The organism is Frigidibacter sp. (assembly GCF_030695035.1).
Lineage (GTDB): Bacteria > Pseudomonadota > Alphaproteobacteria > Rhodobacterales > Rhodobacteraceae > Frigidibacter.
On the sequence record NZ_JAUYTT010000012.1, the window covers coordinates 114,330 to 137,494 of the forward strand.

The following is a 23,165-nucleotide window of genomic DNA, read 5'->3' on the forward strand; positions in this document are numbered from 1 at the left end:
GCTGGCGCAATGACCGCGCCGCTCTCGCTTGCGCCGCGGCTCGATCTGCCGGCGGCCAGTCCCCTGTCCGAGGCGATCCGGGCCCGAATGGGGCAGGCGCTGGACCTCGACGCCGGCAATGTCGCCCATCTGGGCGGCCTGTGCCTGCAGGTACTGCTCGCCGCCGCCGCAAGCTGGCGCGCCGCAGGGCAACCGCTGCGCATCACCCCACGATCACAGGCTTTCGAGGATGCGGTGGCGATGTTCGGGCTGGCGCCTTCCCAGCTCGAATCGGAGGGCGGGGCATGAGCCTGACCATCCTGGCCGTCGATGACAGCCGCACCATCCGTGACATGCTGAAACTGGCGCTGACCGAGGCCGGATTCACGCTGCACCTTGCCGAAGACGGGGTGCACGGGCTGGAAGTGCTGGAGGGGATCGCGCCCGACGCGATCATCTCTGACATCAACATGCCACGGCTCGACGGCTTTGGCTTCATCGAGGCGGTGCGGGGCCAGGACCGGCACCGCGGCACCCCGATTCTGGTGCTGACGACGGAAAGCGCGCCGGAGCTGAAGGCGCGGGCCCGCGCGGCTGGCGCCACCGGCTGGATCGTCAAGCCCTTCGATCCGCCCAAGCTGGTCAAGGCACTGCAGATGGTCGCTGGGTAAAAGGGGCAGATTCGCATGACACATGACCCGATGGCAGAGATTCGCGCCTCGTTTTTTGTCGAGTGCGAGGAGCTTCTTGAAAGCCTGCAAGATGCGCTGTCGGTGATGGCGGACCATCTGGAAGGTGACGGCACGCAGGATACCGAAACGATCAACGTGGTGTTCCGCGCCGTCCATTCGATCAAGGGCGGTGCCGGGGCCTTCGGGCTGACGGCGCTGGTTTCTTTCGCGCATCGCTTCGAAACGGTGATGGATGAGCTGCGCTGCGGCCGGCTGGTCGTGGACCATGAGGCGATGAAACTGTTCTTCCAGGCCGCCGACATGCTGGCCGATCATGTGCGCCTTGCCCGCGACGACGCCAGCGGCTCGCCGCCCGGCTCCGAAACGCTGCTGATCGCCGTCGAGGGGCTGATGGGCGACCGGGCCCCCGAAGCCGAGGAGGAAGAGGTCGAGTTCGCACCGATGGGCCTGAGCTTCGACCTGGCGCTGCCGGATCTGGGCGGGCCGCTGGACGATGACGGGCCGGGTCCCGCCGAACCAGACCCCGCCGACTCAGACTCGGTCGAATCGGACTTGGGCGAATCGGACTTGGGCGAATCGGGCTTGGGTGGCCAGCGCTGGACGGTGCGCCTGCGCCCGCTTGACGCGCTCTATGCCTCGGGGAACGAGCCCTTCCACCTGCTGCGGGCGCTGGCCGAGCTGGGCAGCGCCAGCATCACCTGCGAGCGCGCGGCGCTGCCCGACTTCGATGCGCTGATGGCCGAGACCTCGTATCTCAGCTGGACGGTGCAACTGACCGGCGAGATCGAGGAAAGCGACATCCGCGCCGTGTTCGACTTTGTCGAGGACGTGGCCGAAATCACGGTCACCAAAACGCCGGAGCTGGCCGAGGACCCGCGCCTCTGCCAGCCCGAGGTTGCGCTGGCACCAGCCGCGCCGCCAACCCCGTCCGCCGCCGACCCGGTGCCCGAGCCTACGCACACCGCCAAGGTCCTTGCCATCGCCCCGGTTGCGCCGGCTCTCCCGGTCCTGCCCGCCATCGGCCAGGCTGTCGACCTGCCCCCGGAGCATCCCCTGCCCCCCCCGTCACAAGCTGCGGCGCCCACACCGCAGGCCGTCATCCCTGCGGTGCAAGCCGCGGCCGCCCAAGCCGCGGCCCCGGCCGAAGCGGTCGCCGCCACGGTGCGCGTCGATCTCGACCGCATCGACCGGCTGGTAAACCTGGTGGGCGAGCTGGTCATCAATCAGGCGATGCTGGCGCAAAGCGTGACCGAGGCCGGATTGCCGGCGAACTCGGCGGTGATGAACGGGCTCGAAGCCTTCATGATGCTGACCCGCGACATCCAGGACAGCGTGATGATGATCCGCGCCCAGCCGGTCAAGCCGCTGTTCCAGCGTATGGCCCGGATCGTGCGCGAAGCCTCGGCCGCAGTCGGCAAGGAGGTGCGGCTGCGCAGCGAGGGCGAGGGCACCGAAGTGGACAAGACGGTGATCGAACGCCTCGCCGACCCGCTGACACATATGATCCGCAACGCCGTCGATCACGGGCTCGAAACCCCCGACCGCCGACGAGAGGCCGGCAAGCCCGAGGAGGGCGTGGTCACCCTCTCGGCCCAGCACCGGTCGGGCCGGGTGGTTATCGAGGTCGCGGATGACGGCGCCGGGATCGACAGGCCCCGGGTCCGGGACATCGCCATCCGCAAGGGGCTGGTCGCACCGGACGCAGTACTGTCCGACGCCGAGATCGACAATCTTCTGTTCTTGCCCGGATTCTCCACTGCCACCCAGATCTCGGCCCTCTCCGGGCGCGGGGTGGGCATGGATGTAGTGAAACAGGCGATCGGCGCCCTCGGCGGGCGCATCGCCATCACGTCAGAGCGGGGGCGCGGCACAAGGTTCTCGATCAGCTTGCCGCTGACGCTGGCGGTGCTCGACGGAATGGTGGTGCGCGTCGCCGGCGAGACACTGGTGATCCCGCTCTCCTCCATCGTCGAAACGGCAACCCTCTCGGCAGATGACATCCGCTCGCTTGGCCCCGAAACCAGCGTGATCCATATCCGCGGCGGCTTTGTCCCGCTGTTCGACCTTGGCGCCGAGCTTGGGTATCGCGGCCCCAAGGCCAGCTACGAAGGCGGCATCGTGCTACTGACCGCACAAGAAGATGGCAGCCGCGCCGCCCTGGTCGTGGACGAGATCCTTGAGCAGCGCCAGGTCGTCATCAAGGGGCTGCAGCACAGCTACGGGAACATCCCCGGGGTGGCCGCGGCCACCATCCTCGGCGACGGCCAGATCGCGCTGATCCTCGACCCGGGCGACCTCGTCGAAAATGCGACCGGCCGCACCCGCTCTGCCGACACATTCTTGGCCCTTGCAGGATGACATCATGATCGAGACCAGATCCCAGTCCAGCGCCGAAGTCGAACTGCTGTCCTTCCGCCTCGCCGAACAGGAATACAGCGTCGATATCATGTCGGTGCGCGAAATCCGCGGCTGGACCCGCGCGACGCCCCTTCCGCATTCGCCGCCCTTCATGCGCGGGGTCATCAACCTGCGCGGCACGGTGCTGCCGGTGATCGACCTTGCCTCGCGGCTGGGAATGCCCCCGGTCGAAGGCGACGCCCGCAACGTGATCATCGTGGTCCATGCGGGGGGGCAGAGCGTCGGGCTGCTGGTCGATGCGGTGTCGGACATCCTCGCGCTGCCCCGCACCGAGTTGCAGCCGCCCCCCGAACTCGCCGCCGACCTGGCGCATAGCTTCGTGCAGGCGCTGACCATCGTCGACGGGCGGATGATCCGCGTGCTCGACCTCTCGGCTGTGCTGCCGACCTACCAGACCGAGGCCGCATGAGCAGCAGCTTTCACCACGCCGGCGGCGCCAGCATGCCCGATCCGGCCCAGATGGCGGCGATTGCCCGCATCGCCTATTCCGAGGCCGGCATCGTGATCGCGCCCGGCAAGACCAGCATGGTGCAATCCCGGCTGGCCAAACGCCTGCGCGCGCTCGACCTGCCCGATTACGACAGTTATCTGGAGTTGGTGGACAGCGAGGCCGGCCAGGAAGAGCGGCGGAGGATGATCTCGGCGCTGACCACCAATGTGTCGCATTTCTTCCGCGAGGCCCATCATTTCGACACGCTGCGCAACGAGGTGTTGCCGCCACTGCTGGCGAAGGTCCGGGCCGGGGGACGCGCGCGGCTGTGGTCGGCCGGATGCTCGAACGGTCAGGAAGCCTGGTCGATGGCGATGACCGTGCTGGACCTGATGCCGGACGCGCCGGAACATGACCTGCGGATCCTTGCGACCGATATCGACCCGCTGGTGGTCGAGAAGGGCCGAAGCGCGACCTATGACACGCAGATGGTGGCGGGGGTGGACCCGGCGCTGCGCAAACGCTTCTTCGAAGCGGCGGCCGGTCAGCACCGGCTAATCCCCGCGGCGCAATCGCTGGTCAGCTTTCACGAGTTGAACCTGCACGCGCCCTGGCCGATGCGCGGGCCCTTCGACGCGATCTTTTGCCGCAACGTGGTGATCTATTTCGATGCCGAGACGCAGGACAGGCTGTGGCATCGCTTTGCTGAGGTTCTACCGCCGGGGGGCTGGCTGATGGTCGGCCATTCCGAGCGCGTTCCGGTCGCGCCGGCGTCGCGCTTTGTCACCGCCGGCATCACGACATACCGCCTGCCGCCGGCGGCAGGCAACAAATAGCAAGGGGCAAGGCATGGCACTCAGGGATCAGCTGCGGATCATGGTGGTGGATGACATGTCCACCAGCCGCGGACTCATCACCCAGGCACTTGATGCGATGGGTATCCGCCAGGTCGGCTATGCCAGCGACGGTCCGGGCGCACTGGCCGCCATCGAGAAGGCGCCGGTCCATCTGGTGGTGTCGGACTACAACATGCCCGGAATGGACGGGCTGCAGCTGCTGCAGGCGCTGCGCGGCGATCCGCGCACGAAAGGGGTTGGATTCATCTTGATCACCGGCCGAGCCGACCGCGAGATCATCGAGACCGGGCGCCGGCTCGGCATGAACAACTTCCTGAAGAAACCCTTTCAGCCGCAAGAGCTGCGCAGCTGCATCGAAGCCGTCGTGGGGCGCCTGTGAAACCGCCGGCCCCCTCTCGCGCCGCGGCGGCGCGCGCTGGCGCGCCCGGCTCCGGAAGTGGCGCGCTCGAATCCATCGCCGCGCTCGGTGTTGCCCATCGGGATCTACCGCTTGATGCGCTGGCGCAGCGCGTCGCCGATGAGCTTGATATCCTTGCCCAGCTGTCGGCGGGGGTGCAGACGGCGCTGTCCCTGTGCCATTTCGCCGAACACACCGACGCAAATGCCATCCGCGGTCTGCAGGGCATCGACCGCATCACCCAGAGCCTCGAGGATCTGGGGCGGTTGATGGCGGCCGTCTCGGGCGAAATGCCGCCAAATGTGCGGCTTCACGCCGTTCCGATCCTGTCGCGGCTACGGCTGCATGAGTTGGTGGCGAATCTCGATCCGGACGCAGCGCCTGTGGTCCGCCAGCCGGACCTGCAAGGCGAGATCATGTGGTTCTGACCACCAGAAGCCCCGGGCTTGCCTCGGTGGTGTGAAAGCGCCTTGCTCGATCCGGGGCAATTGGCACAGGCCGGGTGACGGGCCGGCCAACACCCGCAGGTCGGCCTGCTCGAACGCTCCGGACGGAGGGCGCGCGGGACAGTCGGTGCTGCATCCTCAGGGCAAAGCTGCCCGGCGGATCTGCGGCCCGCCCACCGGGGATGCAGGCGGCCGCGCCGGCATCGACCCCGATGCCCGCCGCATAGAGCACCCCCAAGAAGCGCGCCGCCCCGGCGCATCCCCTCCCTGGGTTGACGGCTCCCGGCGGTCAGCGGGGAGCGCGGGGTCGCTCTGGCTTCGCCAGTCGCAATGGGGGCCGGGCCTCGCTCATCCGGTGGGGAACGCAGTTCTGCCGTGCACGAGCCCCCCCTATCACGCTCTCAACCGGAATTGCCGTTGGCGCCGCGCGCGGGTCACTCAATAGCCTTGCGCGCATCCGTGCCAGCCCCTCATCGGCGCTGCGCCCGGTTGTCACAGGTGCAAGAATGCCGCGGCCACCTCGGACCCGCGCCGGCGGCGGCGGGCGCCACGCGTTTGACACCGATCCTCTCCGGGACGACAGTCGCCCCGCACAGCCAGCCTTCCCGTGCGGCGCGCAAAACCCGGCGACAGGGCACCGCCCGCTGCTAGGGACGGCCCGAGATCGGCGGGAGAGCCGCACGGAACGGCGGATCGCGCCAGCGCGGACACAGTGGTCAGCGTCGAGCATATGCCGATAGCGTCGATGGTGTCGGCGCCCCCTGCAGGGCGCAAACGCACAGTCGCGGCACACCGCTTGCTGGCCAGGCTACGGTCATCTCTCAGCGCGGCCCGCAAACTGCCGCCCGACCTGCACCGGGCAGACCGGGCGCCGAACCTCGTTGCGGCAGGGCGCGGTGGACCGATCGTCAAGGCGTGAAGCCCGGCTTTGTCCGCATGGCCGTCGTGCTCACGCGCCGGATCAGAACAACTCCACCTCGTTGCCGGGTTTGGCGGCCGGCACGGTTTCCACCACCATCGCCTCGCCCAGTAGTTTCTGACGGGCGCGGCCCTCGCCGGGCCAGAACTGGACGCGGCGGGCCTGCGTGCCGCCAAGGCTCTGGCCGGTGCAGGTGATCCCTTCGCGCCGCAGGAAATCCAGCACGAACTCGCCATTGCGCGCACCAACATCCGACAGGCCGGCAATCATCCGCGCGCCCCCGAACACCTTGGCCTGAAACCGCGTGCGCTGCGCGCCGGCCTTGATCAGCGCGTTGATCAGCAATTCCATCGCATTGGTGCCGAAGCTGGCCGCAGGCGCGCCCGATCCGGTGCCTTCGGGCAGCAGGAAATGGTTCATGCCGCCAAGGCCGCTGCCGGGATCGTAAAGGCAGGTCGCGACGCAGGAGCCAAGGATCGTGCTGATCGAGGAGTGGACGCCGTCCCCCACCGCGTATTCGCCTTGGGTGATATGGCGCGGACGGTCCCCCGCGCCATGATGCGGGGCCAGGCTCATCGCGGCGCCCTTTCCCGCGCCGCAACATCCTTGCCCGCAAGCGCAAGAATTTCTCCGGCGATCCGCCCCAGCGGCACCGCCCGTTCGGCCGCGCCGATTTCGAGGGCGACGCGGGGCATCCCGAACACCACCGAGCTTGCCTCGTCCTGCGCGAAGGTGCGGGCGCCGCCGGCGCGCAGCGTCGCCATGCCATCGGCGCCATCGCGGCCCATCCCGGTCAGGATCACCGCCACGCAGCGGGCGGCGATGGAGCGGGCGCTTTCGAACAGCACATCGACAGAGGGCCGATGGCCGCTGCGCTTGTCGCCATGCATCAGCCGGCAGCGCGGCGGATCGCCAGCGGTCAGCGTCAGATGCGCCTCGCCGCCGGGGGCCAGATAGACCTGACCCGCAACCAGCGGCGCCCCGTCCGAGGCGAGCGCGATCTTGGGCGCGATCCGCGGCGCCAAACGCTGCGCGAAACTGGCCAGGAAGCCTTCGGGCATGTGCTGGGTGATCAGCGTCGGCGGGCAATCCGGCGGGAAGCCCTTCAGCACGGTTTCCAGCGCATCGACGCCGCCAGTGGAGGAGCCGATCAGCACGAAGCGGCCATTCCAGCGGAAATCACTGGGCGGCGCGGCAACGCTGCGGGTGCCGGGCTCACGCACCCGCGCCCGCGATGCGACCACGAGAAGATCGGCGAGATGCTGGAACCCTTCGGGCAAGCGGTCGGCGGCGGGCTTGCCAATGCATTCGATGGCGCCAAGCGCCAGCGCCTCAATCGCGGCGGCCGAACCACGATGGGTTTCGGTCGAGATCATCACCACCGGCATCGGCCTGAGCCGCATCAGCTTTTCCAGAAACTCGAGCCCGTTCATCCGCGGCATCTCGACATCGAGGGTCAGCACATCGGGGCTCAGCAATTTGATCTTTTCGCGCGCGTCGAACGGGTCCGACGCCTCGCCCACCACAAGGATGCGCGGGTCGCCGTCAAGCCGGCGGCGGATCAGGTTGCGGATCGTCGGGCTGTCATCGACGATCAGCACGCGGGTCTGCGAGGTCATGCGGCGGCGTCTCCGGCTGGGGCGCGCGTCGGCGCGGGGCGAATCGATGACGGCCGGCCCTGTGCGCGCCCGTCGCTGCTGACCCTCTCGCCACTGCCTGAAGATTCGTTTAAGCTGACCCCATGAGCGCTGCGTGCCATTGCGGCGGGCGATCCGGGACATGCCTTCGCAAAGCCATGACGATTCATCATGAACGTCACATTGTCGCCCCAATCGCCGCTCAATCTGAGGATGAAGAACAGGCGGGACATGGATCCGGCCGGGCCTGCCGCGGGGTCCGGACCATTGGTGTCCCGTGACAAGGAAGGTCGAGAAATGCGCATTCTGGCTGTCGATGATGACGAGATGATCCTGGAGCTGCTATCGGCAAGCCTGGGCGCGGCGGGCTTTGCGGATCTGACCGTGGCAAGCTCAGCCGCGCAGGCGCTGGAGCAGATTGCTGCGACAAGGATCCCGTTTGACTGTTTCTTGCTGGATATCCAGATGCCCGAGGTGGACGGGATCGAGCTGTGCCGGGCCATCCGTCGCAACCCGGTCTACGCCGCGGCGCCCATCGTGATGATCACCGCGATGTCGCAAAAGTCCTATATCGACCGCGCCTTCTCGGCCGGCGCCACCGATTATGTGACCAAGCCTTTCGACCCTGTCGAGCTTGGCGCGCGGATCCGGCTGGCCTCCAAGATGGTCGAGAGTGAGCGGGCGCTGACCGAAAACCGCTCGGCCGTGGCGACGCTGCGCGCGCAACTGGAGCGCGAACGCTTTGTCGACCTGAACGAGCCGATCTCGATTCCCGATGTCGATGCGGTGATCGACCTGCAGGCGCTGGAAAACTACCTGCTGCAACTGTCGCGCAGCGGGCTGTTCGCCACTTCGATCTTCGCCTTCAAGATCGTCGGGATCGAGACGATCTATGCATCAACCTCGCCCATCGACTTCCGCTACCTGCTGACCGACGTGGCCGAGGCGGTCTCGACCGCCCTGCGCTCGCATGAGCGCTTCGTGTCCTATGCCGGCAACGGGGTCTATGTCTGCGTCGCGCATGGCCGCGGGGCGCTGGACCTTGAAGTGATCGAAGGCACGGCGAACCTGATCGTAGAGGAGATGGCGCTGACCAACAGCCGCGGCGTGCCGCTGAAGTTCCGCCTTCGGGTCGGCTCGCCGGTGCGGGTCGGGCTGGTGCGGGCCGGGCGCGGCGCGGTCGATGCGCTGTATGTGGCCATCGAGAATGCCGAGCATGACGCGCCGAAGGTTGAAGACGGGCGGTCCGGCGAACATTGGAGCCAGTTCAGATTGGCTTGATGGGTCTGGCGCTCCGGGTTAACGTAAGGGTAAGCTGTGGAGAGTGCCCTTGGAACGTGAATCTGTGCCCCATGATACCCGCAGCATGATCGCCAGCCGACTGTCGGCGCTGCGCATCAGGTTCCTCGACGTCCTTGAAACCCGGCTGAACGAGGTCGAAGCCCTGCGCGACGCGCTGGAGGCTGGCGGGCTGCCCCAGGCAGTCCGCGAAGACCATGTGCGCGCAATCTGCTTTGCCGCCCACAAGACCGTTGGCGTGGCCGCGACCCTTGGCTTTGCCGATCTGGGAATGCTCAGCCAGCGTGTCGAACTTGCCGCCACCGACCATCTGGAACACCGAGAGCCGCCAACAACCCCGCGCATGGTGGTCGCGCTGACCGATGACATGCTGGGAGAGATGGCGCTGATCCTGGCGCAGGCTGGCCGCTAGGCGGGTTCAGCTCCGCCCCGACTTGCGCCACAGCGTCTTGATCTCATCGGCAAGGCTCATCGGGTCGAAGGGCTTGGTAATCACCCCAAGCGCGCCCAGATCGCACAGCGCCCGCACATCCGCCTCCAGCGCCTTGGCGGTCATGAAGATCGCCGGCACCTCTGCCAGCCCCGGCAGCGCCCGCAGGGCCAGCAGCGTCTCCTCGCCGCCAAGCCCGGGCATCATCACATCCAGCAAGAACAGGTCTGGCGTATGCCCCGGCGCCGCGGCAATCGCCTCTGCGCCAGAGATGAACTGTACGATCTCGAACCCGCCCACGGTTTCCAGCGCGATGGCGGCGATTTCCTGGATGTCGGCATCGTCCTCGACGTGAAGGATCTTGCGAAGCTGGGTCATCGGCCTGTCATCCTGTCGCCGGCCTCTGCCGGATGCGGAAAAGTCTGGCCCCGCAGATGCAGGGCCCGGTTTGAAACGTCAATGCTGCACGGCAGCGCGGGCCCGGTCAGGCGACGTGGCGCTCGCTCTGCCGCTCCAGATCAAAGTAGAACTCGCTGCCCTGCCCCGGCCGGCTGTCAAAGCGGATCTCGGCGCCGTGACGCTCCACGATGGCCTTCACGATGCTGAGGCCAAGGCCCGATCCGCCCACCTTGCGCCGGTCGGAACTGTCAGCCTGGGTGAACCGCTCAAGAATGCGCGGCTGCGCTTCCAGCGGGATGCCGGCGCCGCGGTCCTTCACATAGATCCGCACCTTGCCGCCAAGGTCCGACAGCCCCACCTGAACCGTGTCGCCGGGCTTGGAGAATTTCGCGGCGTTCGACATCAGGTTGGTCAGCACCTGCAGCAGGCGTTCCGGGCTGCAATCGACCAGCACCGGCCGGTCAAGCCCGACACCCACGAACTGCACCCCGAACTGCGCGCCATAGCCGCCGTTCATCTCGATGGCCTCTTCGATCACCGAGGTCAGGTCGGTATGTTCCATGCGGAAATCCATCATCCCGGCGTCGATCTTCTCAAGGTCCAGAATGTCGTTGATCAGCAAGATCAACCGGTCGGTGTTGCGCTGTGCGATGGTCAGGATCGAGCGCGAGCGTTCCGACATCTCGGCGGCAGCGGTCATCGTCAGCAGCCCCAGCCCGCCCTTGATCGAGGTCAGCGGCGTGCGCAATTCATGGCTGACCATGGCCACGAATTGCGATTTGGCCCGCGCGGCGGCCTGCCGCTCGGTGATGTCACGCAGCACGGCGACATAGCGTGCCGGGTTCCCCGCCGGGGCGACCAGCTGCAGGGTGATCTCCAGCGTGCGGTCCTCGCGGTCCTGCAGCTCATAGGTCAGTGCGCTTTCTTCGCCGCTGTTCAGCCGATGCAGATCGCGGCCGATATGCCGCAGATCGGCCATCCAGCCGACATCGGCCAACGTGCGCCCCTCGTAGCACTGCCCTTCCCAGCCCAGCCGGGTGATGGCCTTGCGGTTGAGATAGATAAAACGCAGATCGTCCGGCGAGAACATCCAGACCTCGTCTTGCAGCAGGTCCAGCGTCGCCCGCAACTGGGTCTCGGCATCGGCCATCTTCACGGCGGTGATGTCGGTGCGGATCGCAAAGGTCTCGACCAGCTTGCCGCGGCGATTGACCACAGGCACCAGCGTCGAATGCGTCCAGCACAGCTTGCCGTCGGCCTGCCGCCAAGCGGTTTCGCCTGACCAGGACTTGCCTTCAGCCAGCCGCGCCTTGATGCGCTCGGTCCGGCCAGGCTCTCGCGTCAGCGGCGGCAGCTCATCGACCCGGCTTCCCACGGCCTCGTCACGGGTCAGGCCTGTGACCTGCAGAAACCTGTCGTTCACGCTGGTGATGCGCCCCGCGGCATCGGTGAGGTTCACCATGCAATGCTCGTTCACCGCAGCCCGGTAGCGTTCCATCTGGCCGTGCAAGATACCGAAACGACGCTTGCTGCGCAGCACCACCATGATCAGGCTGGCCGCCAGAAGGCCCAGCCCGATCAGGGCCAGGGGCGTTGCCGAGGTCGAGAGAGATCCATCAACCGCGCTCATATTATACATACGCTTACCCGCCCCCGTCCCCGCAGGTCCGACCCTGTGGGTCGATCCCTGAAGCGGCCCATCTGGCCCGCCGTCCCCTGTTCCAATGCTGCAGCCACCTGAAATTGCGTCGCGGCTTGCAGACCAAAGGTTGGCTCGGATGATGGGCGAATTCTGGACCGAATCTAGTGCTTATTCGGGCAACCTGCCCCCCCATTGAGGCGAAATCGAGGCAGCACCCGTGAATATGGCGCCCGTTTGGTCACTCCTGCGGGTCAAAGCGCCGCACCATCGCCCGATCCGTCAGGCAGCCGCCTTGAGGAAGTCCGCGACCAGCTGGTCGAGTCGTGCCCGTGATTTGGTGATGTGGCGCCGCACCCGCGGATCGGCCGCCGGCTGGTCGCGCGCGCTGAGCCCATACACCGGCACTTCAGGCTGCAACTGGCTGATCTGGTCCAGAAGCGCGATGCCGCTGCCATCGGGCAACTCCCAGTCGATCACGATCAGATCAAAGCGGCGGTCGCGCAGCAGCGGGCGGGCCTCGGCAAGGCTGGCGGCCCCCAGCACTTCGGCCTGCGCCCCGAAGGCAGACCGGAACACCTCGGCAAAGTCACCGTCATCCTCGACATGCAAGATCACCGGCACATGGCCGGGGCGCTCGGCCTCCACGGCAGGCACTTCGGGGCCCTCGCGCCGGGCCGCAACGGCGCTTGACAGCGGCAGGACGAACCAGAACACCGTCTCGCCCGGCGCACTGTCGAACCCGATATCGCCGTCCATCCGCTCCACGATCTGGCGCGAGATGTTGAGGCCAAGCCCGGTGCCGCCCTTGGCCCGGGTCGAGGAGCTGTCGGCCTGCGAGAAGGGCAAGAAGATCCGGTCGCGGAAATCGGCCGGGATCCCGGTGCCGTGGTCGGTGACCGTGACCCGCACGTTCCGGCCATCGCGCGCCACGCCCACCTCGACCGTGCCACCGCGCGGCGAGAACTTCGCGGCATTCGACAGAAGGTTCGCCATTACCTGCTGGAAGCGATCGACATCGACCAGCGCCTGCAGCGAGGGATCGACATCACCGGTCTGCAACGTCACCGCAAGATCGGCAGCAAAGGGCTGCGTTGCGGCCAGGCTCTGCTCCACCAGCGCACCAATTTCGGCCTCGACGAAGGTAAAGCGAGACTGCCCCGACGAGATCTTCTCGAGGTCGAGAATGTCGTTCACCAGCGTGATCAGCCGGTCGCAGTTCTTCTGCCCGATCGACAGCAGCCGTTCGGCCTGCGGCGGCAATTCGCCCGACATAGACCCCAGCACCAGCCCCAGCGCGCCTTTGATCGAGGTCAGCGGCGTGCGCAGCTCGTGGCTGACGGTGGCAACGAAATCGCTCTTGATCTGCTCCATCTCCTTGCGGTCGGTAATGTCCTGGATCTGCGCGATGAACACCGCTTCATCCTCGGGCTCGCCCCCGGTCAACGAAATGCTCAGCAGGCCCCAGACCGTCCGGCCATCCCGGCGCAGATAGGCACATTCCGTCTTGTGGACCTGCAGGCTTCTGTCCAGCAACCGGTCCATCACCTCGGGATCGACGGTAACTGTCTCGGCCGCGGCAAGGTCGCCCAGCAAGCTGCCACAGAGCTCATCCTCGCCATAGCCGGTAAAGCGGCACAGCGCCTCGTTTACCCGCACGAAGCGGCCATCGCGGTCCAGCAGCGCCATCCCCACCGGCGCCAGCTCGATCACCGAGCGGAACTGCGCCTCGCTGCGGCTGAGAGCGTCAAGCGCTCCCTGCAGCTCTGTCACGTCGATCTGCACCCCCAGCAGCCGCAACGCCTGGCCCTCATCATCGCGTTCGGGCACCAGCGCCTCGGACCGCATCCAGCGCTGACGGCCATCGGGCAAGCGCACCCGGTACTGGCTGACCGACCGTTCCGTCTCGCCGGCGATGCAGGCACGATCAGCCTCGGTCACCAAAGGCCGGTCTTCGGGATACACGCCCTCTTCCCAGATCCGCCGGATATCTGCCGCAGAGACGCTCGTTTCCGGCGGATAGCCCATCAGCATCAGCCAGTTGTCGGATACGATCTGCGTGCGCTCAACCAGGTTCACGTCGAACACCGCGATATGGGCGCCGGTCAGCGCCATGTTCAGCCGCCGCTCGGCCTGTTGCAGCCGCATCTCGGCCAGCTGGCGTACGGTGATGTCGCGGATGATCGCGGTGAACCGGCTTTGCCCGTCATCGGTGCGCCAGCTGTTCAGCTGCAGCTCGATATAGACCTCAAGCCCATCGCCCCTGCGGATGCGGAAGCGCCGCCCCTGCTGCGGCAGCGCCGCCGCCTCGGCCGCCGAGGGCAGCCACAGCCGCGCAATCGACTCGATCGGTACCAGATCGGTCAGCGGCCGGCCGATCAGCTCGGCCGCGGCGGCCCCAAAGATCGGCTCCGCCGCCCGGTTCAGCGCAAGGATCCGCCCGCCCGCATCCAGCAGCAAGATCCCGACCATCGCCGTGTCGATGATCGACCGTGTATGCTCTTCTTGCGTCGCCAGTTCGCGGGTCTTGGTTTCCACCAGTTCGGTCACGATCTCGGCCCGCCGCAGCATCACCGACAGCAAGGTGCCGATCAGCCCGCTCAGCGCGAAGCCGACCAGCAGCACCAGCGTCGGTTCTCCGCGGGCCACGCTGGCATCAAAGGCGGGGGTGCTGGCATAGGACAGCCGCCACTCGCGCCCGTGGATCGGTAGGGTGCGCCGTTCGGCAAACTGCGCGCGCTGCGAAGGGTTCGCCGGCGCGCTGCTGAACACCTGCCGTTCCGCCTCTGGTGCCGCGCGGTCCTCGACCGTCAGCGACAGGCGGCTGGCATCGGCGCCGATCACAGCGCGGAAGAACGGGTCCGCTGCGAAGGGGGCATAGACCCAGCCGGCAAAGGTTGCCCGCCGTGCCTCCAGCGTCTCGGGCACGCCGCCACCGCTATAAACGGGGCGCAGCAGCACGAACCCCGGCCCGGCATTGGGATCCTGAACCAGAACCAAGGGCGCCGAGATCGTGGTACGCCCGCTGTCCCGCGCCTCCAGCACCGCCACGCGCCGGCTCTGCTCAAACCCGAGGTCGATGCCAAGGGCCTCGTCATTCGCCTCATGCGGCTCGATCTGGCGCACGACATACCGCTCTGGCAGGCCAGTGTCGGGATGGACGTTGAAGGGCCTGCCCAGATCGACGCGGGCCTCGGCCTCGAAGGCCGGCACCGCGCTGGCCGCCACCGGCCGGATCAGCCCAAGGCCCGACAGGCCCGGCAGTGTTTCCGAAATGTCGAGCTCGGCCACGAAACGCCGCCACTCTGCCGCCTCCATCCGCTCCGAGGCAGCAAGCAAGCCGGACCCGGCATTCAGGATATGCGAATAGGATTGCAGGCGGTGGCTCAGCATCCGCGAGGTGTTATCGACCAGCGCGGTGAAGGCCGCCGAATTGCGCTGATGCAGCACATGGCTGAGCGTTGCCCAGGCATAGAAGGTGGCGCCAAGGCACAGCGAGACCAGCAAGAGCCCCATCACGCTCATCCGGGCAACAGAGTGGCCGCGCCACAGGATCGGCGGGCGTTGCCGCCAAGGCGCGAACAGCGTCAGGGGCACCACGATCAGCACCCCGAACAGATCGCCCAGCCACCAGGTCTGCCAGTTGTGATAGACCGAGCCTGGCTGCAGGCTGCCCATCAGCCACAGCGCGGTGGTGCCGAAGGTGGGCGATATCAGACAACCGAGCGGCCCCAGGATCAGCACCAGCCGGAACACATCGTTCGGCGACCCAAGTCCCAGCGGACGGCCAAACCGCCGCCGCACCAGCGTGGTGGCCAGCAGCGCCTGCAGCATCGCGCCAATGGCGATCAGCGCCGGGATCAGCAGGCCGGCCGGATCGAAGGCGCGCTCGAACACCCCGCCGATATGGCAATTGATCAGGAATGACCCGAGGAACACCCCCGGCCACAGCCGGCGTCCGCCCAGCAACAGGGCTGCCAGCGCAATGCCAGAGGCGGGCCAGATGATCGTGGCATAGCCGGGCGGCACCGCAAGCGCCGTCCCGCTAAGTCCGCCAAGCGCATAGGCCAGCGCCAGCAGCACGGTTCCGGCCAGCCACGCGGCCACACCGCCGCGGCGTGGCTCGGACCCCACCCCGCCTTCGGATCCTGCCAAGGCACTGTTATCTGTCAACCTGGCCGCTCTCCCTCATGCAGCATCGGGATATCGCCGCTATCTGCGCATGATGCTACCCCGAAGTTCAACCCTCAGTTGTCGGCCGCGACCGCAGAATCGAAGAAAGCGACGAAACTCCGCTGCAAGGGCCGTTATCCGAGACGGGGCGACAGGGGGCAATCCCCGATCTCGCCCCGCTCCGGTAGCCGGTCCTGCGGCATCTGCAGCGTCAGTCGATGTCGAAGACCACGCCTTGTGCCAGCGGCAGTGCGCGCGAGTAGTTGATGATGTTGGTGGCGCGGCGCATGTAGCCCTTCCAGGCGTCCGAGCCGCTCTCGCGCCTGCCGCCCATTTCCTTCTCACCGCCAAAGGCCCCGCCGATTTCCGCACCCGAGGTGCCGATGTTGACGTTGGCGATGCCGCAATCCGAGCCAGAGGCGGAGAGGAAGGTTTCCATCTCGCGCAGGTCGGTGGTGAAGATTGATGACGAAAGGCCCGCACCAACTTCACTATGTTTGTGAAGAACGTCTTATAAGTCACTGTAATTAATCACATAAACTAATCGGCGTGAAGATTTCCCCCAGCACCGGCCCCACCTGACCGGGCATCTCGACCAGCGCCGGCCGCGCGCAGAAAGCGGCGTCGGCACCGACGCTCACCCGCTCGCCGCCATGCACGGTGCCGCCCGCCGCGCGGGCCGCCTCCAGCGCCGCCTGCATCGCGGTGAAGGCCGCGCCATCGACCAGCGGGCCGACCAGCGCCTGGGTTTCCAGCGGGTTTCCGACGCTGACGCTGCCCTAGGCGCGGTCAGCCGCGGCACCAGCGCGCCATGGACAGAGTCATGCACGAAGAGCCGCCGCATCGTGGTGCAGCGCTGGCCGGCCGTGCCCCATCGCGCCAAAGGCAATCGCGCGCAGCGCCATATCGAGATCGGCCGAGGGGCAGACGATGCCGGCATTGTTACCGCCTAGCTCCAGTATCGAGCGCCTGAACCGCGCCGCGACCGCCGGGCCGACCTGCCGGCCCATGCGGGTGGACCCGGTGGCCGAGATCAAAGCGACTCCCTTATGCGCGACCAGCGCCGCGCCGACATCGGCGCCGCCGATCAGCACCTGGCTCAGATCCGCCCCCAGCGGGTGCCCCGACAAATTCTCGATGATTATCGAGGCGGCCGCGGCGTGGCGCTGCTGCCGCGCCACCTGATCGAGCAGGAGTTGCACGACAGCCAGCTGCAGATTGTCGCCGGCGCGCCGATGGCGACCGATCTGGCCTATTACGTGGTGCTGCCGAGGGCAAGATCGCCAACCCGCTCTGCCGCGCCTTTCAGGACTGGGCGCTTGGTGCCCTCAGCCCGCAGAGCCGCGCCTAAGCGGCGGAGCAACCCCGTTGACAGGGGCGGTGGCGGTTTGCATAGCTGTCACATTGTCCGACAAACTTGCCGGCCCGCCCCTGCTTGCGGTGCCGCAGAAGACTCAGGGAATTTTGCATGAAGATCGAAGGCGTAGCGGCACTGGTCACCGGCGGCGGGTCCGGCCTTGGCGAGGCGACGGCGCGGGCACTGGCCGCCGCAGGCGCGCGGGTGGCGCTGCTGGACTTCAACCATGAGGCGGCGGCGGCCGTCGCGGCCGAGATTGGCGGGATCGCGGTGCGGTGCGATGTCGCCTCGGCCGCGAGTGCCGAAGCTGCGGTGGCAGAGGCTGCCGCGCAGCACGGGACCGCGAGGATCCTCGTCAACTGCGCCGGCATCGGCCCGGCCAGGAAGATCCTCGGCAAGGCCGGCACCATGCCGCTGGAGGATTTCGCGCGCGTCATCGAGGTCAACCTGATCGGTAGCTTCAACATGCTGCGGCTGTTCGCCGCGGGCGCGTCGGCGCTGGACCCGCTGGACACTGGCGAGCGCGGCGTGGCGATCAACACCGCCTCCATCGCCGCCTATGACGGGCAGATCGGGCAGACGGCCTATGCGGCATCGAAGGGTGGGATCGTCGGGCTGACGCTGCCCGCCGCGCGGGAGCTTGCGGCGAACGCCATCCGCGTCTGCACCATCGCCCCCGGCATCTTTGAAACCGCGATGCTGAAGGGTCTGCCGCAAGCCGCGCAGGACAGTCTTGGCGTCGCGGTCCCCTTCCCCTCGCGCCTCGGCCGGCCGGCGGAATATGCCGCGCTGGTGCTTCATATCCTCGGCAATGAGATGCTGAACGGCGAGACGATCCGGCTCGACGGCGCGCTGCGCATGGCGCCGAAATAGGGCGCGGGGGTGGGCGACGCCTTCATCTTCGACCATCTGCGCACCCCGCGCGGGCGCGGCAAACCCGACGGCGCGCTGCATGAGGTGACGCCGCTGCGGCTGGCGACCACCGTGCTGGGGGCGCTGCGGGACCGCAGCCTGCCGGATACGGCCCTCGTCGATGACGTGATCTTCGGCGTGGTGATGCCCATCGGCGAGCAGGGCCAGTGCCTGCCCCGCATCGCGGCGCTGGCCGCGGGCTATGCCGACAGCGTGGCGGGGGTGCAGGTGAACCGCTTCTGCGCCTCGGGGCTGGAGGCGGTAAACGTGGGCGCGGCCAAGGTGATGGCCGGGCAGACCGATATGGTGATCTGCGGCGGGGTGGAATCGATGTCGCGGGTGCCGATCCTGTCGGATGGCGGGGCCTGGGGCGCGGACCCGGCGGTGGCGCGGGCCACGCAGTTCGTGCCGCAGGGGATCTCGGCCGACCTGATCGCCGCCCGCTGGGGCTATGACCGCGCGGCGCTGGACGCGCTGGCGGCGCAAAGCCATGCCCGCGCCGCCCGGGCCTGGACCGAGGGGCGCTTTGCCGGGACGGTGGTGCCGGTGCGCGATGGCCTTGGCGAGGTGCTACTGGCACAGGACGAAACCGTGCGCCCCGGCACCACGGCCGCCGATCTGGCAGCGCTGCGCCCATCCTTTGCCGCGATGGGGGCGGCGGGCTTCGACCGCATCGCCCTGACCCGCTATCCCGATCTGGCCGCGATCCCGCATCTGCACCATGCCGGCAATTCCAGCGGCATGGTCGATGGTGCAGCCGCGGTGCTGATCGGCAGCCTTGAGGCGGGGGCCGCTGCGGGCCTGCGGCCGCGGGCCCGGGTGCGGGCCTTTGCCGAGATCGGCTCGGAGCCGACCATCATGCTGACCGCCCCCGCGGCGGCGGCGGAAAAGGCGCTGAAGCGGGCCGGGATGACGGCCCGGGACATCGACATCTTTGAGGTGAACGAGGCCTTCGCCGCGGTGGCGCTGCGGTTCATCGAGGCGCTGGAGCTCGACCCCGAAGCCGTCAACGTCAATGGCGGGGCGATTGCGATGGGCCATCCGCTGGGGGCGACGGGGGCGATGATCCTCGGCACCGCGCTGGATGAGTTGGAGCGGACCGGCAAGGCGACGGCGCTGGTCACGCTGTGCGTGGGTGCCGGAATGGGCGTCGCCACCATCATCGAGCGGGTCTGAGGAGGGTACGATGCTGACCACCGAGATTGACCCCGAAGGCGTCGCGCTTGTCACGCTGGACATGCCGGGCCGCAGCGTGAACGTGATCGACTGGGCCTTTGCGCAGGCGCTGGACGGCGCGGTGACGGCGCTGGCGGCGGATGGCCGCGTGACGGGAGTGATCCTCGCTTCGGGCAAGGCCAGCTTCATCGCGGGGGCGGATCTGGGGATCATGCCCGCGCTCTGGGCCGAGGGGGTGACGGCGGGCGAGGCGGCGGCGCGGATCCGGCGGATTGGGGATGTGCTGCGGCGGCTGGAGCGGCTCGGCAAGCCGGTGATCGCCGCGGCCAGCGGCATGGCGCTTGGCGGCGGGCTGGAGGTGATGCTGGCCTGCCATTCGCGGATCGCTGCGCACAATGACCGGGCGCTGTTCGGCTTCCCCGAGGTGACGCTGGGGCTGCTGCCCGGCGCGGGCGGCACCCAGCGGCTGCCGCGGCTGATCGGGCTGGCGCCGGCGCTGCCGATCCTGCTGGGGGGCGCGCCGATGGGGGCCGAGGCGGCGCTGGAGGCCGGGCTGCTGGACGCGCTGGTGGCACCCGAGGAGCTGATCCCGGCGGCGCGGCGGATGCTGGCCGAGGGGCGGGTCCCGGCGCAGCAGCCCTGGGACCGCAAGGGCTTTGCGATGCCCGGCCCGGCGGTGGGCAGCGCCGAGGGGTTCGCCGACTTCATCGCCGCCAATGCCGCCGTGGCGCAGGACCCGGGGCCGGCCTATCCGGCGCCGGGGGCGATCCTGTCCTGCCTTTATGAAGGGCTGCGGCTTCCGATGGACAAGGCGCTGATGGTGGAGTCGCAGTATTTCGGCCAGCTGGTGACGGGGCCTGTGGCGCGCGCCCTGATCGGGTTGCGCTTCGACGCGCGGCAGCGGTTGGCGCGGCTGGGGGTGCGCCCCGAGGCGGGCGATGCGGCAGAGGCCTGCGCCGCGGCGATGGCGGCCGAGGCGGCGCGGATGGTGGCGGGGGGCATCCCGGCAGCGCGGGTGGTGAATGCGGCGCTGGCGGCGGGGATCGCTCTGGCACCGGCCCCCACAGGAGAGGCGACGCAGGGGGCGGAACCCCTGCCCGCCTCCGAACTGCAGGCGCTGGCGCGGCAACTTCTGGTGGCGGGCGCCCTTGCAGCGGCGGGCGCGGCACGCGCAGAGCCGGGCCATGCCGACGCCGTGGACCTCGCCTCCGTGCAAAGCGGCTTCCCGGCCTGGACCGGCGGGCCGCTGGCGATGATCGACCGGGCGGGGGCCGCGGCCTTTGCCGCGGAGGCCGAGGCCCTGGAGTTCGCCGTACCGCCCGCCGTGGCCGCAAGCGGCGGCCGGTTCCACATCGAGGAGGAGATCGCATGAGTGACGCCCCGATCCTGAGCAGCTTCGACCCCGCCACCGGCATCGCACGGATCACGTTCAACCGCCCCGCCCGGCTCAACGCCATCGACGTGGCGCTGGCCGAGGGGTTGCAGCAGGCGGCCCGGGCGCTGGCGCAGCAAGACGGCCTGCGCTGCGTGGTGCTGACCGGCGCGGGGCGGGCCTTCATGGCCGGGGGTGACGTCAGCGGCTTTTCGGGGCAGCCGGCGCAGACCGCGGCGGCGCTGAACGCGATCCTTGACGGGATGAACGCCGCGATCCTGACCCTGCGCGCGCTTGATGCCCCGCTGATCGCCGGGGTGCGCGGGGCGGCGGCGGGCGCGGGGTTCAGCCTGGCACTGGCCGCCGATCTGGTGCTGGCCGAAGAGGGCGCGCAGTTCCTGATCGCCTATGACCGGATCGGCGCGGTTCCCGATTGCGGCGCCAGTTGGTTCCTGCCGCGCAAGGTAGGCGCAGGCCGGGCCGCGCAGATGATGCTGCTCAGCCGGGCGCTGACCGCGGCCGAAGCGCTGGACTGGGGCATCGTCGCCGAGATCGCCCCGGCGGATGGGTTCGACGCGGCGCTGGACGCGCTGGCGTCCAAACTGGCGGCGGGTCCGACCCGCTCCTACGCCGCGTTCCGGCGGCTCTGCGATGGCAGCGCTGTCACCCCGCTCGCCGCGCATCTGGAGGCGGAGCGGGCCGAATTTCTCGCCATCGCCGGCAGCGCGGATTTCGCCGAAGGCGTCGCCGGCTTTCTGGGCAAGCGCCGCCCCGTCTTCACCGGCCGCTGAAGCTGCGTTGACAGCGGCGCGACGGCTTTCTACGAACCCTGATCCCAAGCCGCGACAGGGACGCATCTATCCCGCAGGACGCATATGACCGAAGCCAAGAGACCTGCCCCCGAACCCTTCGCCCGGCTGGAAGCGCAGCCCGCCTATCTGCGGCTGGCCGAGGCGATCGAACGCGAGATTGTCTCGGGCCGCATCGCCCCCGGCGATCCGGTCGGCACCGAGGCGACACTTTGCGAACAGTTCGGCGTCAACCGCTCCACCGTGCGCGAGGGCATCCGCCTCTTGGAGCAAAGCGGCCTGCTGCGGCGCGACCAGTCGCGGCGGCTGTTTGCCAGCCTGCCGCGCTACAACAACCTGGCGACGCGGATGAGCCGGGCGCTGGTGCTGCACCAGACCACCTTCCGCGAGCTGTGGGAGGCGGCGCTGGCGCTCGAGACGGCATCTGTAGAAGCGGCGGCGCGCCATGCCACCGATGAGGATATCGCGGCGCTGACCGACAATCTGGAGCGCAGCCGCGCGCAACTGGGCGACCCGGATGCGGTGATCCATCTGGACAGCGAGTTCCATGCGCTGATCGCCAAGACCGGGCGCAACCGGGTGCTGGAACTGGCGCGCGAACCGGCAAGCCTGCTGTTCGCGCCGACGCTGCGGGTGATCCTGCCCAAGGTCGAGGCCGCGCCGCAGCGCAATGTCGAGGCGCATGCCCATATCATCGCAGCGCTGGCCCGCCATGACGCGGCAGAGGCGCGGCTGTGGATGCAGCGGCACATCAACGACTGGCGCCGGGGCTTCGAGAAGTCGGGGCGCGGGCTGGACGACCCGGTCGAACGCTCGTTCATCGAGCATGTCTCGGGGCTGCGCTCCGGCGGGCGGGCCTGATCAGACCCCCCCTGCTACTGGTATAACGCGGCTTCGGCGGCACATTCCGCCAGCGCGGCGCGGTATTCGGTGACAAGCCGGTCGCAGAGCGCGGCGGCGGTGGGCACATCCCTGACCGATCCCACCCCCTGCCCCGCCGACCACAGATGCTTCCACACCTTCGCCTCGCCCTGCATGTCGAGCGCGCCGGCGTCGTGCAGGTTCTCGGGGTCCAGCCCCGCCGCGACAAGGCTCGGCCGCAGGAAGTTCGCGTGAACGCCGCTGATCCGCGGGGTGTAGAGGATGTCGGCGGCGGAGGTATCCACGATCATCTGCTTGTGGGCGGGGTCGGCCATCGACTCCGCCGTCGCCAGGAACCGCGTCCCCAGATAGGCCATGTCGGCCCCCAGCATCCGCGCCGCGGCAATGTCGCGCCCGGTGTTGATCGCGCCGCCAAGGATGATGGTGCCGCCGAACACCGCGCGGATTTCCGGCACCAGCGCGAAGGGGCTGAGCGTGCCGGCATGCCCCCCCGCCCCCGCCGCGACGGCGATGATCCCGTCCACCCCCGCCTCGGCGGCCTTGCGGGCGTGGCGGGCGCTGATCACGTCATGGAACACGAGGCCGCCATAGGCATGGACCCGCGCCACAAGATCCGCCACCGCGCCAAGCGAGGTGATGATCAGCGGCACCTTCTCCTCGATGCAGATCTGCAGATCCGCCTCCAGCCGCGGGTTGGACTTGTGGACGATCAGGTTCACGCCAAAGGGCGCGGCACCGGGATGCGCCGCCAGCCGGGCGCGGATCTGGTGCAGCCAGTCGCGGAACCCCTCGCTGCTGCGCTGGTTCAGCGCGGGAAAGGTGCCGACCAGCCCGGCGCGGCAGGTTTCCACCACGAGGTCCGGGCCGGAGGCAAGGAACATCGGCGAGGCGATGGCGGGCAGGCGCAGGGCCTTGAACGCGTCGGGGATCGGCATCGGTCTC

21 protein-coding genes and 1 pseudogene are annotated in these 23,165 nt (G+C 68.4%); 14 read left to right on the forward strand and 8 right to left on the reverse strand.

From position 1 onward, the window contains the following. Positions 1-9: 9 nt before the first annotated feature. Genes Q8S30_RS11905 through Q8S30_RS11935 form a run of 7 tightly spaced genes read left to right on the forward strand, consistent with a single transcriptional unit; the run spans position 10 to position 5,201 of the window. Positions 10-288 (forward strand): STAS domain-containing protein, encoded by a 279-nt coding sequence (locus Q8S30_RS11905; protein WP_305666237.1) that lies wholly within the window; start codon positions 10-12, stop codon positions 286-288. Beyond that, positions 285-650: a response regulator gene (locus Q8S30_RS11910; protein ID WP_066811669.1), complete on the forward strand. Its 366-nt coding sequence runs from the start codon at positions 285-287 to the stop codon at positions 648-650. The genes Q8S30_RS11905 and Q8S30_RS11910 overlap by 4 nt, the downstream gene beginning before the upstream one ends. Before the next feature lie 15 nt (positions 651-665). Then, positions 666-3,029, forward strand: a complete 2,364-nt coding sequence (locus tag Q8S30_RS11915) for a chemotaxis protein CheA (protein WP_305666238.1) — start codon at positions 666-668, stop codon at positions 3,027-3,029. Between the two features lie 4 nt (positions 3,030-3,033). Continuing rightward, the gene (locus Q8S30_RS11920; RefSeq protein WP_066811667.1) at positions 3,034-3,498 is read left to right on the forward strand and encodes a chemotaxis protein CheW; all 465 of its coding nucleotides are present in this window, start codon (positions 3,034-3,036) and stop codon (positions 3,496-3,498) included. Further along, complete coding sequence (locus tag Q8S30_RS11925) at positions 3,495-4,355, forward strand: protein-glutamate O-methyltransferase CheR (RefSeq protein WP_305666239.1); 861 nt, start codon at positions 3,495-3,497, stop codon at positions 4,353-4,355. The genes Q8S30_RS11920 and Q8S30_RS11925 overlap by 4 nt, the downstream gene beginning before the upstream one ends. A gap of 13 nt (positions 4,356-4,368) precedes the next feature. Continuing rightward, positions 4,369-4,755, forward strand: a complete 387-nt coding sequence (locus tag Q8S30_RS11930; protein ID WP_066811660.1) for a response regulator — start codon at positions 4,369-4,371, stop codon at positions 4,753-4,755. Beyond that, on the forward strand, positions 4,752-5,201 hold the full coding sequence (locus Q8S30_RS11935) for a hypothetical protein (protein ID WP_305666240.1): 450 nt from the start codon (positions 4,752-4,754) through the stop codon (positions 5,199-5,201). Before Q8S30_RS11930 ends, Q8S30_RS11935 begins: the two co-directional genes overlap by 4 nt. Before the next feature lie 979 nt (positions 5,202-6,180). On the opposite strand, the gene Q8S30_RS11940 is transcribed toward Q8S30_RS11935, so the two are convergent. After that, a complete protein-coding gene (locus Q8S30_RS11940; protein WP_305666241.1) occupies positions 6,181-6,714 on the reverse strand; it encodes a chemotaxis protein CheD in 534 nt (177 codons plus the stop codon). Further along, positions 6,711-7,757: a chemotaxis response regulator protein-glutamate methylesterase gene (locus Q8S30_RS11945; RefSeq protein ID WP_305666242.1), complete on the reverse strand. Its 1,047-nt coding sequence runs from the start codon at positions 7,755-7,757 to the stop codon at positions 6,711-6,713. The genes Q8S30_RS11940 and Q8S30_RS11945 overlap by 4 nt, the downstream gene beginning before the upstream one ends. 315 nt (positions 7,758-8,072) lie before the next feature. Here Q8S30_RS11945 and Q8S30_RS11950 point away from each other — a divergent pair, with 315 nt between their 5' ends. Both Q8S30_RS11950 and Q8S30_RS11955 read left to right on the forward strand, forming a co-directional pair. Beyond that, complete coding sequence (locus tag Q8S30_RS11950; protein ID WP_305666243.1) at positions 8,073-9,056, forward strand: PleD family two-component system response regulator; 984 nt, start codon at positions 8,073-8,075, stop codon at positions 9,054-9,056. Between the two features lie 85 nt (positions 9,057-9,141). Further along, entirely contained in the window at positions 9,142-9,486 is a 345-nt protein-coding gene (locus Q8S30_RS11955) for an Hpt domain-containing protein (RefSeq protein ID WP_305666244.1), read from the forward strand. 6 nt (positions 9,487-9,492) lie between these two features. Here the strand turns inward: Q8S30_RS11955 and Q8S30_RS11960 are convergent, their stop codons facing one another. The 5 genes and pseudogenes from Q8S30_RS11960 to Q8S30_RS11980 all read right to left on the reverse strand — a co-directional run bounded on the left by Q8S30_RS11960 (position 9,493) and on the right by Q8S30_RS11980 (position 16,917). Continuing rightward, positions 9,493-9,882: a response regulator gene (locus Q8S30_RS11960; protein ID WP_305666245.1), complete on the reverse strand. Its 390-nt coding sequence runs from the start codon at positions 9,880-9,882 to the stop codon at positions 9,493-9,495. Between the two features lie 106 nt (positions 9,883-9,988). After that, on the reverse strand, positions 9,989-11,533 hold the full coding sequence (locus tag Q8S30_RS11965; RefSeq protein ID WP_305666246.1) for a PAS domain-containing sensor histidine kinase: 1,545 nt from the start codon (positions 11,531-11,533) through the stop codon (positions 9,989-9,991). A gap of 291 nt (positions 11,534-11,824) precedes the next feature. Next, the gene (locus Q8S30_RS11970; RefSeq protein ID WP_305666247.1) at positions 11,825-15,697 is read right to left on the reverse strand and encodes a PAS domain S-box protein; all 3,873 of its coding nucleotides are present in this window, start codon (positions 15,695-15,697) and stop codon (positions 11,825-11,827) included. Positions 15,698-15,926: 229 nt separating this feature from the next. Beyond that, complete coding sequence (locus tag Q8S30_RS11975) at positions 15,927-16,154, reverse strand: hypothetical protein (RefSeq protein WP_305666248.1); 228 nt, start codon at positions 16,152-16,154, stop codon at positions 15,927-15,929. Between the two features lie 88 nt (positions 16,155-16,242). Further along, positions 16,243-16,917 (reverse strand): annotated as a pseudogene (locus Q8S30_RS11980) (aldehyde dehydrogenase family protein). A gap of 266 nt (positions 16,918-17,183) precedes the next feature. Here Q8S30_RS11980 and Q8S30_RS11985 point away from each other — a divergent pair. The 5 genes from Q8S30_RS11985 to Q8S30_RS12005 all read left to right on the forward strand — a co-directional run bounded on the left by Q8S30_RS11985 (position 17,184) and on the right by Q8S30_RS12005 (position 22,202). Next, entirely contained in the window at positions 17,184-17,945 is a 762-nt protein-coding gene (locus Q8S30_RS11985) for an SDR family NAD(P)-dependent oxidoreductase (protein ID WP_305666249.1), read from the forward strand. A gap of 9 nt (positions 17,946-17,954) precedes the next feature. After that, on the forward strand, positions 17,955-19,160 hold the full coding sequence (locus tag Q8S30_RS11990; protein ID WP_305666250.1) for an acetyl-CoA C-acetyltransferase: 1,206 nt from the start codon (positions 17,955-17,957) through the stop codon (positions 19,158-19,160). Positions 19,161-19,170: 10 nt separating this feature from the next. Further along, on the forward strand, positions 19,171-20,532 hold the full coding sequence (locus Q8S30_RS11995; protein WP_305666251.1) for an enoyl-CoA hydratase-related protein: 1,362 nt from the start codon (positions 19,171-19,173) through the stop codon (positions 20,530-20,532). After that, entirely contained in the window at positions 20,529-21,323 is a 795-nt protein-coding gene (locus Q8S30_RS12000; RefSeq protein WP_305666252.1) for an enoyl-CoA hydratase-related protein, read from the forward strand. Before Q8S30_RS11995 ends, Q8S30_RS12000 begins: the two co-directional genes overlap by 4 nt. A gap of 84 nt (positions 21,324-21,407) precedes the next feature. Continuing rightward, complete coding sequence (locus Q8S30_RS12005; protein WP_305666253.1) at positions 21,408-22,202, forward strand: FadR/GntR family transcriptional regulator; 795 nt, start codon at positions 21,408-21,410, stop codon at positions 22,200-22,202. A gap of 14 nt (positions 22,203-22,216) precedes the next feature. On the opposite strand, the gene Q8S30_RS12010 is transcribed toward Q8S30_RS12005, so the two are convergent. Next, on the reverse strand, positions 22,217-23,158 hold the full coding sequence (locus Q8S30_RS12010) for a nitronate monooxygenase family protein (RefSeq protein ID WP_305666254.1): 942 nt from the start codon (positions 23,156-23,158) through the stop codon (positions 22,217-22,219). Between the last annotated feature and the right edge of the window lie 7 nt (positions 23,159-23,165).